The organism is Pseudomonas sp. KCJK9000 (assembly GCF_046230725.1).
Classification (GTDB): Bacteria; Pseudomonadota; Gammaproteobacteria; order Pseudomonadales; family Pseudomonadaceae; genus Aquipseudomonas; species Aquipseudomonas promysalinigenes.
Map to the genome: position 1 here is coordinate 29,377 of NZ_JBJJLN010000017.1, position 15,768 is coordinate 45,144.

Below are 15,768 nucleotides of genomic sequence, written 5' to 3' on the forward strand. Positions count from 1 at the left end.
CATGAACCACCTGCATGCCCAGCCGACAGCCGCACCCAGCGCCAAGGGCACACTGTATCTGCAGTTTCGCCTCAACCAGCAGCGTTTTGCCCTGGACGTTCGCCAAGTGATAGAGGTGCTGCCCCGGCGCACCTTGAAACCGATTGCCCAGGCGCCGGCTTGGGTCGCCGGCATACTGGCGCATCGCGGCAACCTGGTGCCTGTGGTCGACCTCAGCGCATTGAGCTTCGCCCAGCCCGCCGCCGAGCGTGCCAGTACCCGCCTGGTACTGGTGCGTTACCGCGGTGAGCATGTGCTGGGGCTGATTCTCGAGCAGGCCACAGAGACCCTGCGTTGCCAGGCGGACGAGTTCCAACCGTATGGCCTGGATGGCGGCAACGCGCCGTACCTGGGCCCGGTGCGTCAAGATGCCCAGGGCTTGTTGCAACGCATCGAGGTGGATGACCTGCTGACCGACGCTGTGCGCGCATCGTTGTTCCCCGGTGCGCCAGGGCAGGTATTGCCATGAACGCGCAACGGTTCTTCCGCTACCTGCAGGAGCGCATCGGCCTGGATGTAGAGTCGGTGGGCGTGGCAATGGTCGAACGGGCCCTGAGCCAGCGTTGTGTGGCGATTCAGGCCGCCAACCTCGATGATTATTGGGTACGCCTGCAGCAATCGCCCGATGAGCAGCAGGCGCTGATCGAGGCCGTGATCGTTCCGGAAACCTGGTTCTTCCGCTACCCCGAATCGTTCAGCGCTTTGGTAGGGCTGGCCCACAAACGCTTGGCCGAATTGGCTGGCGAGCGGCCATTGCGTCTGCTCAGCTTGCCGTGCTCCACCGGCGAAGAGCCGTACTCGCTTGCCATGGCGTTGCTCGACGCGGGCCTGAACCCCCTCGATTTTCACATCGACGGGATCGACATCAGCCCAACTTCGGTTGCCAAAGGCGTGAAGGGGTCATATGGGCGCAACTCGTTCCGTGGCAGCGAGCTGTCGTTCCGCGAGCGCCACTTCCACATGTGCGATGACGGCCATCAGCTGGATCAGAGGGTACGCCGGCAAGTCAGCCTCAGTGTGGGCAACGTGCTCGATCCGGCGCTCGCCAACCGCAATGGCCAGTACGACTTCGTGTTCTGCCGCAACCTGCTGATCTACTTCGACCTAGCCACCCAGCAGCGGGTGTTCGAGGTGCTCAAGCGCCTTGCGCAACCCCAGGGGGTGCTTTTCATTGGCCCTGCCGAGGGCAGCCTGCTGGCGCGATTGGGGATGCGGCCTTTGGGTATCGCGCAGTCGTTTGCCTACGTGCGGCAAGCGGCCGATGCACCACCAGCGCCGGCCCTGCCGATCAAGCCTGTTGCCCAGCCTATTACCCCAAGCCGTCCGACGCCTATACCCGCTTGGCCGGTGCGTGCCACTGGGCCTGCGCCAGCACCCGTGCAGCCACGTGAGAGCGAGAGCGAGTTACTGGCCTCCATTGCCAGGCAGGCCAATGCCGGCGACAGCTCCCAGGCCCGTGCCAGTTGCCAGCGCTACCTGCGGCAATTCGCGCCGACAGCCCAGGTTTACTATTGGCTGGGGCTGCTCAGCGACACTGAAGGTGATGCACAGCAAGCGCTTACACATTACCGCAAAGCCCTTTATCTGGAGCCTCAGCATCCTGAGGCATTGCTGCACCTGGCCACGCTGTTGGCTGCCCAGGGTGACGATGTTGGGGCCCGTCGCCTGCAGGAACGGGCGGCGCGAGTTGGCCGGGAGTCTGAACGATGAAAGATGAACACGCGGTCGAGCTGATGGCCGTGGACGACGAACGTATTGACGATTGTTGGAACCGCATTGGTGTACACGGCAACAAAGCGTGTCCGCTGCTGGCACGACACATTCATTGCCGCAATTGCGAAGTCTATTCGGCGGCGGCCACGCGCCTGCTCGACCGTTATGCGTTGATCGACGCTGACCTGGCCCACGTAGATGCGCCTGCCGAACCCTGTGCTGGCCGTTCGCTGCTGCTGTTCCGTCTGGGCGAGGAGTGGCTGGCTATGGCCACCGCCTGCCTGGCCGAGATCGCCCCTGTGCAACCTGTGCATTCGCTGCCGCACCAACGTTCGCGGGTACTGAAAGGGGTAGCCAACGTGCGCGGTGCGTTGGTGCCATGTCTGTCCCTGGGTGAGCTGCTTGGGGTCGACCGGGTTTCGGACCCTGCGCAGAGCGGCCGGTCCATGCCGCGCATGTTGATCCTGGCGGCGTCAGGCGGGCCTGTGGTGCTGGCGGTCGACGAGATCGACGGTATTCACCGCCTCGATAGCGCGCTGCTGGGTGCCGATGAGGATGCCGCACCCTTCACAGCCGCAGTGCTGCAGTGGCGCGGGCGCAGTGTGCGGGTGCTGGACGACCAGCAATTACTGTCTGCCGTGCAGCGGAGCCTGTCATGACCCCAGAGCAAATGCGCGACGCATCGCTGCTCGAACTGTTCAGCCTGGAGGCTGAAGCTCAGACTCAGGTACTCAGTGCTGGGCTTATGGCGCTGGAGCGCGACCCGGCCCAGGCCGACCAGTTGGAAGCCTGCATGCGTGCGGCGCATTCGCTCAAAGGTGCTGCGCGCATTGTCGGCATCGATGCCGGTGTGAGTGTTGCCCATGTCATGGAAGATTGCCTGGTCGCGGCTCAGGAAGGCCGATTGCTATTGCGTGCCGAACACATCGATGCCTTGCTGCGTGGCACCGATTTGCTGATGCACATCGCCACGCCCGGCGACCCAAACGGCGAGGCGCTGGTGCCGGCGTTCCTCCAGCAGATGGCCAGCTTGCTGGACCCCGGCGCTGCGCCGGCTGCGCCGCCCTTGGCGCCTACTGTGCCCGATGCCCCACTGTCCCCCCCAGCCTCGGCGCTGCCGGCCATTGAAGCCGAGGCTGAGGCTGCGGTGCCGCGCAAGTCCGGCAAACGCGCCGGGGAGGGCGGTGAGCGAGTGTTGCGCGTGACCGCCGACCGCCTGAACAGCCTGCTCGACCTGTCGAGCAAGTCGCTGGTCGAAACCCAGCGACTCAAGCCTTACCTGGCCACCTTGCAGCGCCTAAAACGCATGCACGGGCAAGGCATGCGGGCGCTGGACGGCTTGAAAACACAGCTTGAAGCCAGCGGCCAGAGCCCCGAAGTACTCGACGCGCTGGCCCAGACCCAGCGCCTGCTGCTGGAAACGCAGCAGATCCTGCAGCAGCAGGCTGCCGACCTGGATGAATTCGGCTGGCAGGCCAGCCAGCGTGCCCAATTGCTCTATGACACGGCTTTGGCTTGCCGTATGCGCCCCTTTGCCGATGTTCTCACCGGGCAAAGCCGCATGGTCCGCGACCTGGGCCGGTCGCTGGGTAAGCAGGTGCAATTGCAGATCGAAGGTGAGAAAACCCAGGTCGATCGCGATGTGCTGGAGAAGCTCGAAGCACCGCTGACCCATTTGCTGCGTAATGCGGTAGACCATGGCGTCGAGCTGCCTGAGCGGCGCTTGCTGGCGCGCAAGCCGGAAACAGGCACCATCCGCCTGCGTGCTTCGCACCAGGCCGGGCTGCTGATGCTGGAACTGAGCGACGACGGTGCCGGTATCGACCTTGAGCGCCTGAAACGCAATATCGTCGAGCGCGGCCTGTCGCCAGCCGACACCGTGGCGCAGATGAGCGAAGAGGAGCTGCTCAGTTTCCTGTTCCTGCCCGGCTTCAGCCTGCGTGACAAGGTCACCGAGGTGTCGGGGCGTGGCGTCGGCCTGGACGCGGTGCAGCACATGGTGCGCGAACTGCGCGGCTCGATCGGGCTGAGCCAGGTGCCGGGCCAGGGTTGCCGTTTCCAGCTTGAAGTGCCGCTGACCCTGTCGGTGGTGCGCAGCCTGGTGGTGGAGGTGGGCGACGAGGCTTACGCGTTCCCGCTGGCGCACATCGAGCGCACGCTGGAAGTGGCGGCCGATGACATCGTACAAATCGAAGGCCGCCAGCACTTCTGGCACGAGGGTCGCCACATCGGCCTGGTCGCGGCAAGCCAGTTGCTCAATCGACCGACAGTGCAAGGCGAGGCGAGCAGCCTGAGGGTGGTGGTGATCCGTGAACGCGAGCAGCTCTATGGCGTTGCCGTGGAGCGCCTGGTGGGCGAGCGGGTGCTGGTGGTCATGCCGCTGGACCCGCGCCTGGGCAAGGTTCAGGACATCTCTGCCGGGGCGCTGCTGGACGACGGCTCGGTGGTATTGATCGTGGATGTCGAAGACCTGCTGCGCTCGGTCGAAAAACTGCTGAGCACCGGCCGCCTGGAACGCATCGAGCATGGCGTACAGGGCGCGCGAGGTGCCAGCCGCAAGCGCGTTCTGGTCGTGGACGATTCGCTCACCGTGCGCGAGCTGCAACGTAAGCTGCTGAGCAACCGAGGCTACGACGTGGCAGTGGCGGTGGATGGCATGGATGGCTGGAATGCCCTGCGCAACGAAACCTTCGACCTGCTGATCACCGACATCGATATGCCGCGCATGGATGGTATCGAGCTGGTCACCCTGGTGCGTCGCGACCAACGGTTGCAGTCGTTGCCGGTGATGGTGGTGTCGTACAAGGATCGTGAGGAAGATCGTCGACGCGGCCTCGATGCTGGCGCCGACTACTATTTGGCGAAGGCTAGCTTCCACGACGATGCGTTGCTCGATGCCGTGGTGGAACTGATCGGGAGTGCTCAGGGATGAAAGTTGCCATCGTCAACGATATGCCCATGGCCGTAGAGGCGTTGCGTCGAGCACTGGCGTTCGAGCCTGCCCATCAGGTGGCCTGGGTGGCCGGCAATGGTGCCGAAGCCGTGCGCAAGTGCGCCGAGGACACCCCAGACTTGATTCTCATGGATCTGATCATGCCGGTGATGGACGGCGTGGAGGCTACCCGGCGCATCATGGCCGAATCCCCCTGCGCCATCGTCATCGTCACCGTCGATCGCAAGCAGAACGTGCACCGGGTGTTCGAAGCCATGGGCCACGGCGCGCTGGATGTGGTCGACACTCCGGCACTCGGGGCTGGCGATGCGCGCGAGGCTGCAGCACCTTTGCTGCGCAAGATCCTCAACATTGGTTGGCTGATCGGCCAGCAGCGCTGCGGGCCGAGCAAGCCGGTGTCGGCGCCGATGCGCGAGGCCTCACGGCGCTGCGCTCTGGTGGCAATCGGTTCGTCCGCAGGGGGGCCGGCTGCGCTGGAGGTATTGCTCAAGGGGCTGCCACGCGATTTCCCGGCCTCGATCGTGCTGGTCCAGCACGTTGACCAGGTGTTCGCTGCGGGCATGGCCGAGTGGCTGGCCAGCGCCAGCGGGTTGCCCGTGCGCCTGGCGCGCGAAGGCGAGCCGCCACAGCCTGGGCAAGTGCTGCTGGCAGGCACCAATCACCACATCCGGCTGCTACAGGGCGGCCAGTTGGCCTACACTGCCGAGCCGGTCAATGAAATCTACCGGCCTTCTATCGATGTGTTTTTCGAGAGTGTGGCGCGTTACTGGAACGGCGAAGCGGTGGGTGTACTACTCACCGGTATGGGCCGTGATGGCGCCCAAGGCCTGAAGCTGATGCGCCAGCACGGCTTCATGACGATTGCTCAGGACCAGGCCAGCAGCGCCGTCTATGGTATGCCCAAGGCCGCTGCGGCGATTGACGCAGCGGTAGAAATCCGCCCGCTCGAGCGAATTGCCGGGCGCTTGATGGAAATCTTTGCAAAATGACGATACGTATAGAATCGCGTCAGCCAGGCCATGGTGATCGGGTGACGTCCGATGATTGATCTACCGATCGAGGGTTTCACGACACCGGACGAGAATTCGGCCATGGTGCTTCTGGTAGACGACCAGGCGATGATCGGTGAAGCGGTGCGACGTGGCCTGGCCCAGGAAGACAACATCGACTTCCACTTCTGTTCCGACCCGCACCAGGCGGTGGCACAGGCCATGCGCATCAAGCCTACGGTCATCCTGCAGGACTTGATCATGCCTGGCCTGGACGGCCTGACCCTGGTGCGCGAGTACCGCAACAACCCGGCCACCCAGGACATTCCGATCATCGTCCTGTCGACCAAGGAAGACCCGCTGGTCAAGAGCGCAGCGTTCGCCGCCGGGGCCAACGATTATCTGGTCAAGCTGCCCGACAACATCGAACTGGTGGCGCGCATCCGCTACCACTCGCGCTCCTACTTGACCCTGCTGCAGCGCGACGAGGCCTACCGCGCCCTGCGCGTGAGCCAGCAGCAGTTGCTCGACAGCAACCTGATGTTGCAGCGCCTGATGAATTCCGACGGCCTGACCGGGTTGTCCAACCGTCGCCATTTCGATGAGTACCTGGAGCTTGAATGGCGCAGGGCAATGCGTGAACAGCAGCAATTGTCGCTGCTGATGATCGATGTCGACTACTTCAAAGTCTTCAACGACAGCTTCGGCCACCTGGCTGGTGACGAGGCGTTGCGCCAGGTGGCCGAAGCCATTCGCGGCTCCTGCTCGCGTCCGACCGACTTGCCGGCGCGCTACGGCGGCGAAGAGTTCGCCCTGGTGCTACCCAATACTTCGCCCGGCGGGGCGCGGCTGGTGGCCGAAAAACTGCGCCAGAGCGTGCTCGCGCTGAACATTGCGCACAACGCGCCGGCAGCCAACTCGCGCCTGAGCGTGAGCATCGGGCTGGCCACCCAGGTCCCGGCCATCGGCAGCCATTGCCGGCAACTCATTTCAGCGGCAGACAAGGGTTTGTATCTGGCCAAGAACAGCGGGCGCAACCAGGTCGGTATCGCCTGAGGCGGATGCGGCTGCCCAACGGGCTGCCGCCGCTCCCTGGATCGGTTATACTCGCGGGCTTTTCACCGAATTCGCACGAGTAGCCAGCCCATGGAAATCCAACCGATTCTGAACACCATCAAGGACCTCACCGAGCGTTCCCTGTCCATTCGGGGGTATCTTTGACTACGATCACAAGCATGACCGCCTGATCGAAGTCAACCGCGAGCTCGAAGACGCCGCTGTCTGGAACAAGCCAGAATACGCACAGGCCCTGGGCCGCGAGCGTGCCATGCTGGCCCAGGTGGTAGAGACCCTGGACAACATGGCCAACGGCCTGGCCGACTGCAAGGACCTGCTCGACATGGCCGTCGAGGAGGGTGATGAAGGCGCCGTCAGCGATGTCGTGACCGAACTGCAAGCCCTGGAAGAATCCCTGGCCCAGCTCGAGTTCCGTCGCATGTTCAGCGGCGAGATGGACATGAACAACGCCTACCTGGACATCCAGGCCGGCTCCGGTGGCACCGAGGCGCAGGACTGGGCCAACATCCTGCTGCGCATGTACCTGCGCTGGGCCGACAAGCGTGGTTTCGACGCCACCATCATCGAGTTGTCCGAAGGCGAAGTTGCCGGCATCAAGGGTGCCACCGTGCACATCAAAGGTGAGTATGCCTTCGGCTGGCTGCGCACCGAGATCGGCGTGCACCGCCTGGTGCGCAAAAGCCCGTTCGACTCCGGCGCCCGTCGCCATACTTCGTTCTCGGCCGTGTTCGTGTCCCCCGAAATCGACGACAAGGTCGAGATCGAGATCAACCCGTCCGACCTGCGCATCGACACCTACCGTTCCTCCGGTGCCGGTGGTCAGCACGTGAACACCACCGACTCGGCGGTGCGTATCACCCACGTACCGACCAATACCGTAGTGGCTTGCCAGAACGAACGCTCCCAGCACGCGAACAAAGACACCGCCATGAAAATGCTGCGGGCCAAGTTGTACGAGCTGGAAATGCAAAAACGCAACGCCGCCTCCCAAGCCCTTGAAGACAGCAAGTCGGACATCGGCTGGGGCCACCAGATCCGCTCCTACGTGCTGGATGACTCGCGTATCAAGGACCTGCGCACTGGCGTGGAGCGCAGTGATTGCCAGAAGGTCCTGGATGGCGACCTTGACCAGTACCTGGAAGCGAGCCTCAAGCAGGGGCTGTAAGCCGCACACCACTGCCGCGCTACCTGGTTAGTTGCCGGTAGCGCGTGCCCTGCCCGACAAGGGCAACGAATACCTGATGGAAACTATGACGACATGAGCGACCTCAAGACCGAATCGCAAGACCTGCAACAGGAAGAAAACGCCCTGATCGCACTGCGCAAGGAAAAACTTGCCGCAGAGCGCGCCAAGGGCAATGCCTTCCCCAACGACTTCCGTCGCGACAGCTACTGCAACGACCTGCAGAAGCAGTACGCGGACAAGACCAAGGAAGAGCTGGAAGCAGCCGCGATCCCGGTCAAGGTTGCCGGCCGCATCATGCTCAACCGTGGCTCGTTCATGGTCATCCAGGACATGACCGGCCGCATCCAGGTCTACGTCAACCGCAAGACCCTGCCGGAAGAGACCCTGGCCGCCGTCAAGACCTGGGACCTGGGCGACATCATCAGCGCCGAAGGCACCCTGGCCCGCTCCGGTAAGGGCGACCTGTACGTCGAGATGACCAACGTGCGCCTGCTGACCAAGTCGCTGCGCCCACTGCCGGACAAGCACCACGGCCTGACCGACACCGAGCAACGCTACCGCCAGCGTTACGTCGACCTGATGGTCAACGAAGAAACCCGCCACACCTTCCGTGTACGTTCGCAGGTGATCTCGCACATTCGCAAGTTCCTCATCGAGCGTGACTTCCTCGAAGTCGAAACGCCGATGTTGCAGACCATTCCAGGTGGGGCTGCGGCCAAGCCATTCGAAACCCACCACAACGCCCTGGACATGGCGATGTTCTTGCGGATCGCGCCGGAGCTGTACCTCAAGCGCTTGGTCGTCGGTGGTTTCGAGAAGGTCTTCGAGATCAACCGCAACTTCCGCAACGAAGGCGTTTCGACCCGGCACAACCCTGAGTTCACCATGCTCGAGTTCTACCAGGCCTACGCCGACTACCGCGACAACATGGACCTCACCGAGGAACTGTTCCGCGAGCTGGCGCAGTTGGTACTGGGCAGCACCGACGTGCCGTACGGCGACAAGGTCTTCCACTTCGGTGAGCCATTCGCCCGGCTGTCGGTGTTCGACTCGATCCTCAAGTACAACCCGGAGCTGACCGCTGCCGACCTGCAGGACGTCGACCGTGCCCGCGAGATCGCCAAGAAAGCCGGCGCCAAGGTGCTCGGTCACGAAGGCCTGGGCAAGCTGCAGGTGATGATTTTCGAAGAGCTGGTCGAGCACAAGCTGGAGCAGCCGCACTTCATCACCGAGTACCCGTTCGAAGTATCGCCGCTGGCCCGCCGCAATGACGAAAACCCCGCCGTGACCGATCGCTTCGAGCTGTTCATCGGTGGCCGTGAAATCGCCAACGCCTACTCCGAGCTCAACGATGCCGAAGATCAGGCCGAGCGCTTCCTGGCCCAGGTGGCCGAAAAGGACGCCGGTGACGATGAGGCCATGCACTACGACGCCGATTTCGTTCGCGCGCTGGAGTACGGCATGCCGCCGACGGCTGGTGAAGGCATCGGCATCGACCGTCTGGTGATGCTGTTGACCAACTCGCCATCGATCCGCGACGTCATCCTGTTCCCGCACATGCGCCCACAGGCCTGAGTCGTTCCAATCAGCCGCCTCTCGAGGCGGCTTTTTCTTGCCTGAAGCTTTATGTTGTCCGTACCGGCTTGCCCGCGGCTGAAGCCACCCCAACACCGGCTGCGCACGCCCAGAAGGCTTTGCGGTCCTTGTAGGAGTGGCTTTAGCCGCAAATAGTCCAGCACTGTCGAACACTGTTCACGAGGTACCCCCTGTGACACCCGCAATGCCTCATCAGGGCGCCGCCGGCATCGCCACCGCCGTCGCCGAAAGCGTGCAGTACCAAGGGCGCAAGACCGCCCGTCAAGGCAGCGAACAACGCCGCCAGCTCATTCTCGACGCGGCCATGCGTATTGTGGTGCGCGATGGCGTGCGGGGCGTGCGCCATCGTGCCGTGGCCGCCGAGGCGGGCGTGCCGCTGTCGGCCACCACCTACTACTTCAAAGACATCGAGGACCTGCTGACCGATACCTTCGCCCAATATGTCAAACGCAGCGCCGACTATATGGCCAAGCTGTGGGCCAATACCGAAGTCGTGCTGCGCCAGCTGCTGGCCCAGGGTGATGGCAGCGTGCAGTCGCGTGCGCGACTGGTTGACGAAATCGCGCGGATGACGGTCGATTACGTTCAGCGCCAGTTGCTCAACCGTCGCGACTTCATGATGGCCGAGCAGGCCTTCCGGCAAGAGGCATTGCTGTGCCCGCGTTTGGCAGAGCTGGTGTGTGCCCATGAGCAGATTCTGCTGCATGGCGCTCGCCAATTGCTTCAAGTGGTGGGTTCGCAGCAGCCGGAGCAGGACGCCCAGATGTTGACGGCGATTATCGAGCAGATGGAATATCAGGGCCTGCTCAAGGATGCCGATGCGCAAGCCGATGGGCAGATGCTCGCTATGCTTACCCGTTACCTGCACCTGGTGTTGGCATCGGCCTGAGCACAGACCGAATTTTCAAGGAGAACCTGATGAAAGCCTGGCGTGTGGTGTTGTTGACGTTGTCATTCCTCCTGCTGGGCGGTTGTCTGGTGACCTTCCACGAGCCGCTGCCGAGCAACCAGGTAGCGCCCAAGGCCCTGCTCGGCAAATGGAGCAGCAAGGACGCCTGGGGCGAACCTTTGAAGCTAACCATCAGCCGCATGGGTGACGGAGCCTACAAAGCGGTGGCCAAGGCCCAGGGCAAGGCGGCCGAGCAATACACCTTCACCGTCTCGCGCCATGGCAACCGCTGGTACCTGTCGGCTGGCGTACCCAAGGGGCAGGGTGGCAACTTTGTGATAGGCGGGTTCGATATCGTCGATGGCAAAGAACTGGTGCTGTATAACCTTGACGTCGAGCAGGTGCGCCAAGCGGTTGAGAACAAGGAGCTTTCCGGGCATAACACCCAAGTCGCGGATGAAAATGAGCACGGCGTGCTGATCGACAGCCCGTCACCACGTGTGCTGGCATACCTGGATGACCCGGCGAACTCTGACCTGTTCGTGGAAGTGGCGCGCTTCCAGCGCGCCGGCAAATGACCCCGTGACCGGTACCGGTATCTTGTTCGAGAAAGGAGCCTAAGTGGACGAATACCAGCAAACCATCCGAGCCCTGTCTGACCGCATCGTCACGGCGCAGACGCCGATCCGGGTTCTGGATGCGGTGAAGTGGGATGAAAACATTCGCCAGGGCTTTCTCAAGGCCAAGGGCAAGGAGCCACCCGCTGTCGATCGCGCTTACTACCAGGCTCGCCCGCTGGCGTTCGACTCCAGTGCGGTGAAGGCCGAGTTCCAGGCCATCGAGCGTGACATCATTCGTCAGCTCGGCCAGTTCAACCCGGTCGGGCAAATCATGAAGCGCATGTGCCGCGAGTACCGCATGGTGGTGCGCATGCTCGAAGCCCGTGGCACCGAAGATTTCGGGCTGATCTCCCAGGAACTGTACGGCGCTGCTTCCGACGCTTTCCATGCCGGTGACCCAACCCTGGCTGACCTGGGGCTGATGCTTTCGGACTACCTGAACAATATCGACGGGCGTGGCGATCTCAAGGACGAGCCGAAGAACCTCACTGCCAAACAGGCCGTAGACATTCTTCAGGGCCGCCTGAACAAAGTGTTCGGCGAAGCCGAGGAAACCATCCGCGTGTTCGAGTCTGACGGCATCGTCGCCGATGCCGCCGCAGGTGCCGACTACATCAAGGTGCGCGCCGATGCCATGTTCAACAACCGCGACGTGCGTGCGCTGGAGGTTCACGAAGGCCTGGTGCATGTCGGAACCACCCTCAACGGCCTGAACCAGCCTATCTGCACTTTCCTGGCCAAGGGGCCGCCCTCCTCGACAGTGACCCAGGAAGGCCTGGCCATCCTGATGGAAGTGATCGCGTTCGCTTCCTACCCCAGCCGTCTGCGCAAATTGACCAACCGCACCCGGGCTATTCACATGGTCGAGGAGGGTGCCGACTTCCTTCAGGTGTTCGACTTTTTCCGCAGCCAGGGTTTCGAGATCGAGCAGAGCTACAGTAACGCCAGCCGTGTGTTCCGCGGTTCGGTGCCTGATGGCCTGCCGTTCACCAAGGACTTGTCCTACCTCAAGGGCTTCATCATGGTTTACAACTACATTCAATTGGCCGTGAGGAAGGGCAAGCTCGAGCAGATCCCGCTGTTGTTCTGTGGCAAGACCACCCTGGAAGACATGCGTACCCTGCGCCAATTGGTCGAAGAGGGGCTGGTAGAGCCGCCCAAGTACCTGCCGGAACAGTTCCGTGACCTCAACGCACTTTCGGCCTGGATGTGCTTCTCCAACTTCCTCAACCACCTGAGCCTCGATCGCATTGAAGCTGATTACGCAAATATTCTGTAACCGCTGGCGCCTGCTCGCTCTGACATTGTTCATGCTTGGCCTGGGCGGCTGCAGCAGCTTGTTGTTCTACCCAGAACCCGGCCAGGCATTCACCCCAGCGCGGGCCAAGCTTGAGTACCGCGATATCAGCCTGACCACCGCCGATGGTGTGCGCCTGCACGGTTGGTGGCTACCGGCCAAGGCCGGCGTGCCAGTCAAAGGGACGGTGCTGCACCTGCACGGCAATGGCGGCAACCTGCCAGGCCACCTGGGCGGCAGCTACTGGCTCCCGGAGCAGGGTTATCAGGTGTTGATGATCGATTATCGGGGCTATGGCCTTTCCGAAGGCTCACCGAGTCTGCCTGAGGTTTACCAGGACATAGAAGCGGCGATGGTTTGGCTGGACCAGGCCCCCGAAATCAAGGGCAAGCCTCTGGTGCTGCTCGGCCAGAGCCTGGGCGGGGCCATGGCCATCCACTATCTGGCGCAGCACCCCGATCAGCGTCAGCGTTTCAGCGCCTTGGTGTTCGATGGCGTGCCTGCCAGTTACCGTGAAGTTGGGCGCTACGCGTTAAGTACCGCGTGGTTCACCTGGCCACTGCAGGTGCCGTTGTCCTGGTTGGTGCCCGATGGCGACAGTGCAATCCGTTCGATCGGGCAACTGAGCAGCCCGCCGAAGCTGTTCTTTCACAGTATCGACGATGCCCTGGTGCCGATGGACAGTGGCATCCGCTTATATCAACAAGCACTGCCACCGCGGGTATTGCAGCTGACCCGGGGCGACCACGTGCAAACGTTCGCGGACCCGGTGTGGCGCCAGGTGATGCTGCGCTTTCTCGATGACCCCAGCCATTTCAACGGCCTGCGGCGGCTTGCCGAAGTACCCAACTACCCTGACGAGAGCAATACCCAATGAGTGAAGAACGCAACGCCATCCCGCTGATTCTGACCGGCGTCGGCAGCATCATCGTGACGGTGGGGGCCCTCTGGTACTACGGCTATCTGCATTTCGCCAAGCCTGAAGATGCACTGCTGTTGCAGGATTTCACCATGCTCAAGACCATCCCAGGCGAGGATTACAAGGTTTCGCTGGATCCAGCGCCTCAGTTGGCTCAGTGCGTGGACGGGGTACTGGTGCTGTTCGATACCGAACAGAAGGGTTTGACGGGCGTGTTGGTCGACAGCCGTAAGCGCGCAGTGCGCTGCATGGGCGAACAGACGCCACAGCAGGTGCAGTAAGAGACTAGGGCGGTGGTTGGCTGGGGCCTGTGAAGCGCCCTTTGGCCTGATACAGCGCAGGTGCAGTGCTCGACCTGTCAGCGTCCACCTCGCTCAGGACTGAGCAAAAAAAATCCGATACCCGTTTGCTGGTATCGGATTTTTTTTTCAGATCCCCGGCTCGGGCTCAAGGGTTCAAATCAACCACATCGAGCCGCGAAGCTGGGGGCTGGGATTTGCCACACCTTATTGCTTGGCTTGGCTCATCGAGCGAGGTGCGACCGGCTGGTTGTCGTTGGAGATGGTCACTTCAACGCGGCGGTTCTGCGCACGGCCCGAGTTGCTGGAGTTATCGGCTACCGGATACTCCTTGCCATAGCCCTGGGCGACGATGCGGGCTGGGTCGACACCTGCGCGTACCAGGGCCATGCGCACGCTGTTGGCACGGCGCTCGGACAGGCTCTGGTTGTAGCTGGCCGAGCCGACGCTGTCGGTGTAACCCTCGACGATCACCTTGCGCTCAGGGTTTTCCTGGAGGAACTGAGCCAGTTTGGTGACGTTCGGGTAGGCGTTGCTCTTGAGTTCGGCTTTGTTGAAGTCGAACAGCACATCGCCGAAGGTCACCAGGGTGCCACGGTCGGTCTGCTTGGCATTGAGGCTGTCTTGCAGCTTGGCAATCTGTGCATCGCGAGCGTCGAGCTTGGCCTGGGCGCGTTGGGCCGCGGCATTTTTCAGCTCGCCTTCAGCAGTGCGCAGAGCGATGGTCTGCTTGGCGACTTCGACGCGCTGATTGGTCAAGTAGGCCAGCTGATCGACCTTCTTCTCGTCCTCACGGTCCATGTAGGCCTTGTCGGCCTTGTTCAGCCAGTCCTGGGCATCCTTGGTTTCCAGCGCGGCAACTTTGCTGGCCTGCGGGTCGCTTTGCAGGGCCGAGAAGTTGGTGCGGGCCGATTCCAGGTTAGGGTTCGGGTCGTGGGAGCAGGCAGCGAGACCGACGCTCAGGGCCAGCAGGGCGGGGATCATGACGTAATTGCGCATAGTGTTCATCCTTTGATCGATTGCGAAGGCTTAAGGGGCGTGGCAGCGTTCACTGAGCGCTACGCATGCCTTCCTGGCGTACATCCTGAACACCCTGGCGGGCGTCCTGCACGGCCTTCTGGGCCTTGGCTGCCTGGGCCTTGCGCTCGGCTACGCGGGCATCCCATTCAGCCTGCTCGGCCAGCATCTTGGCTTTTTCGTAGTTCTTGTCGTGCATGGCGATTTCCGCCTGCTTGAACTTGTCCTGAGCCGATTTCATTTCCACAGCAGCGTACTCGGTGCCGCCGGCACTGACGGCCGAGTTAACGGCCGATTGGGTGACAGCGTACTGTTCGGTCGGCGGATTACCTGCACAGCCCGCCAGTACCAGGCTGCTGCCCAGTGCCAGGGCGGCCAGTTTGAGCCCGCGCAGGTTGGAGAATGAAGGTTTAGCAGTGCGGCTGTTCATGGTGGTCAGCTCCATTGGATCACTCCTGATAACGATATCCGTAGCAGTCCATCGCTAATCCCCGACCATGCTCCATTGCAGGTGTGCAGGGTTTTAGCGTGATGGCTATTGGCTGGGACTTGATCTTTTTTTGAATAGTTCAGAAAAAAATTCCCACGACTGGGTATGTTTTTCTGACTGACCGGTCAGTGTGCTTTGCCTGGAACTTTCAATGATTGCAGGGGTATCCCAGGCTGATTGCGAGCCTGGGATCCGACCCTGGCCGCTCAGCGGCCGTTGTCTTCGCCAGTGTTGCTGAGCGTGTGCAAGTGCTGTCGTGACAGCGCTAAAAAGCGCGGGGTAGGGCCGACATCTTCGTACATCGGGTCGCCTTCTTCATCGGTAGCGATGACCTTGCGACCCTGCACGTACGGGAAGCTGGCTTCCAGCTCCTCCAGTGCGGCTGCCACCAGTTCACCGAGTAGTTCCTCGGCGGTGCGCTTGGGGTACATGTCGATTAAAGCCGCCAGGCGTGCCTCGGACTCAAGGTCCAAGTGCAAAGCATGGCCGGTGGGGCTCAGGGTGCCGGCGGCATTCTGTTCCCAGTGTTGGGCGAGTTCGCGGATTTTCATGATGACCTCTATCAACGCCGTAGAAGGCTGCTTCACATCGGACTGCTACGCCTTGACTTTAGTTTGCTTCACGCGATCACGGCTTGCCTTTGAGACTCGGCAGTGGGCACTCTTGGCCTAGTGCTGTTTTCTG

At 62.1% G+C, this 15,768-nt stretch carries 16 protein-coding genes; 13 read left to right on the forward strand and 3 right to left on the reverse strand.

The features are described 5' to 3' along the window. Position 1 precedes the first annotated feature (1 nt). From ACK59H_RS10140 to ACK59H_RS10200, 13 genes are all read left to right on the forward strand, one after another. A complete protein-coding gene (locus ACK59H_RS10140; protein ID WP_060478392.1) occupies positions 2–508 on the forward strand; it encodes a chemotaxis protein CheW in 507 nt (168 codons plus the stop codon). After that, a complete protein-coding gene (locus ACK59H_RS10145; protein WP_409264425.1) occupies positions 505–1,749 on the forward strand; it encodes a CheR family methyltransferase in 1,245 nt (414 codons plus the stop codon). The genes ACK59H_RS10140 and ACK59H_RS10145 overlap by 4 nt, the downstream gene beginning before the upstream one ends. Continuing rightward, positions 1,746–2,411, forward strand: coding sequence for a chemotaxis protein CheW (locus tag ACK59H_RS10150; RefSeq protein ID WP_060478390.1), 666 nt, complete (start codon positions 1,746–1,748; stop codon positions 2,409–2,411). The genes ACK59H_RS10145 and ACK59H_RS10150 overlap by 4 nt, the downstream gene beginning before the upstream one ends. Then, entirely contained in the window at positions 2,408–4,684 is a 2,277-nt protein-coding gene (locus ACK59H_RS10155) for a hybrid sensor histidine kinase/response regulator (RefSeq protein WP_060478389.1), read from the forward strand. The genes ACK59H_RS10150 and ACK59H_RS10155 overlap by 4 nt, the downstream gene beginning before the upstream one ends. Further along, positions 4,681–5,694, forward strand: coding sequence for a chemotaxis response regulator protein-glutamate methylesterase (locus ACK59H_RS10160; protein ID WP_060478388.1), 1,014 nt, complete (start codon positions 4,681–4,683; stop codon positions 5,692–5,694). Before ACK59H_RS10155 ends, ACK59H_RS10160 begins: the two co-directional genes overlap by 4 nt. Before the next feature lie 51 nt (positions 5,695–5,745). Next, on the forward strand, positions 5,746–6,750 hold the full coding sequence (locus ACK59H_RS10165; RefSeq protein ID WP_060478387.1) for a PleD family two-component system response regulator: 1,005 nt from the start codon (positions 5,746–5,748) through the stop codon (positions 6,748–6,750). A gap of 90 nt (positions 6,751–6,840) precedes the next feature. After that, a protein-coding gene (gene prfB, locus ACK59H_RS10170) for a peptide chain release factor 2 (RefSeq protein WP_155500272.1) occupies positions 6,841–7,936 on the forward strand; the annotation gives its coding sequence in 2 pieces (ribosomal slippage) (positions 6,841–6,912 and positions 6,914–7,936; 1,095 coding nt in all). A gap of 93 nt (positions 7,937–8,029) precedes the next feature. Beyond that, positions 8,030–9,532, forward strand: a complete 1,503-nt coding sequence (gene lysS, locus ACK59H_RS10175) for a lysine--tRNA ligase (RefSeq protein ID WP_060478386.1) — start codon at positions 8,030–8,032, stop codon at positions 9,530–9,532. Between the two features lie 205 nt (positions 9,533–9,737). Then, positions 9,738–10,442, forward strand: a complete 705-nt coding sequence (locus ACK59H_RS10180) for a TetR/AcrR family transcriptional regulator (RefSeq protein ID WP_060478385.1) — start codon at positions 9,738–9,740, stop codon at positions 10,440–10,442. A 29-nt stretch (positions 10,443–10,471) separates the two neighbouring features. Continuing rightward, on the forward strand, positions 10,472–11,020 hold the full coding sequence (locus ACK59H_RS10185; RefSeq protein ID WP_060478384.1) for a hypothetical protein: 549 nt from the start codon (positions 10,472–10,474) through the stop codon (positions 11,018–11,020). Between the two features lie 43 nt (positions 11,021–11,063). Next, positions 11,064–12,341, forward strand: coding sequence for a flavohemoglobin expression-modulating QEGLA motif protein (locus ACK59H_RS10190; RefSeq protein ID WP_060478383.1), 1,278 nt, complete (start codon positions 11,064–11,066; stop codon positions 12,339–12,341). A gap of 31 nt (positions 12,342–12,372) precedes the next feature. Then, a complete protein-coding gene (locus ACK59H_RS10195) occupies positions 12,373–13,236 on the forward strand; it encodes an alpha/beta hydrolase (RefSeq protein WP_155500273.1) in 864 nt (287 codons plus the stop codon). Further along, positions 13,233–13,559, forward strand: coding sequence for a hypothetical protein (locus ACK59H_RS10200; protein ID WP_060478381.1), 327 nt, complete (start codon positions 13,233–13,235; stop codon positions 13,557–13,559). Before ACK59H_RS10195 ends, ACK59H_RS10200 begins: the two co-directional genes overlap by 4 nt. A 225-nt stretch (positions 13,560–13,784) precedes the next feature. Here ACK59H_RS10200 and ACK59H_RS10205 read toward each other — a convergent pair whose 3' ends face one another. From ACK59H_RS10205 to ACK59H_RS10215, 3 genes are all read right to left on the reverse strand, one after another. Further along, positions 13,785–14,576 (reverse strand): OmpA family protein, encoded by a 792-nt coding sequence (locus tag ACK59H_RS10205; RefSeq protein WP_060478380.1) that lies wholly within the window; start codon positions 14,574–14,576, stop codon positions 13,785–13,787. Between the two features lie 49 nt (positions 14,577–14,625). Then, the gene (locus tag ACK59H_RS10210; RefSeq protein ID WP_060478379.1) at positions 14,626–15,039 is read right to left on the reverse strand and encodes a DUF4398 domain-containing protein; all 414 of its coding nucleotides are present in this window, start codon (positions 15,037–15,039) and stop codon (positions 14,626–14,628) included. 251 nt (positions 15,040–15,290) lie between these two features. Beyond that, complete coding sequence (locus ACK59H_RS10215) at positions 15,291–15,635, reverse strand: hypothetical protein (protein WP_060478378.1); 345 nt, start codon at positions 15,633–15,635, stop codon at positions 15,291–15,293. Positions 15,636–15,768: the final 133 nt, after the last annotated feature.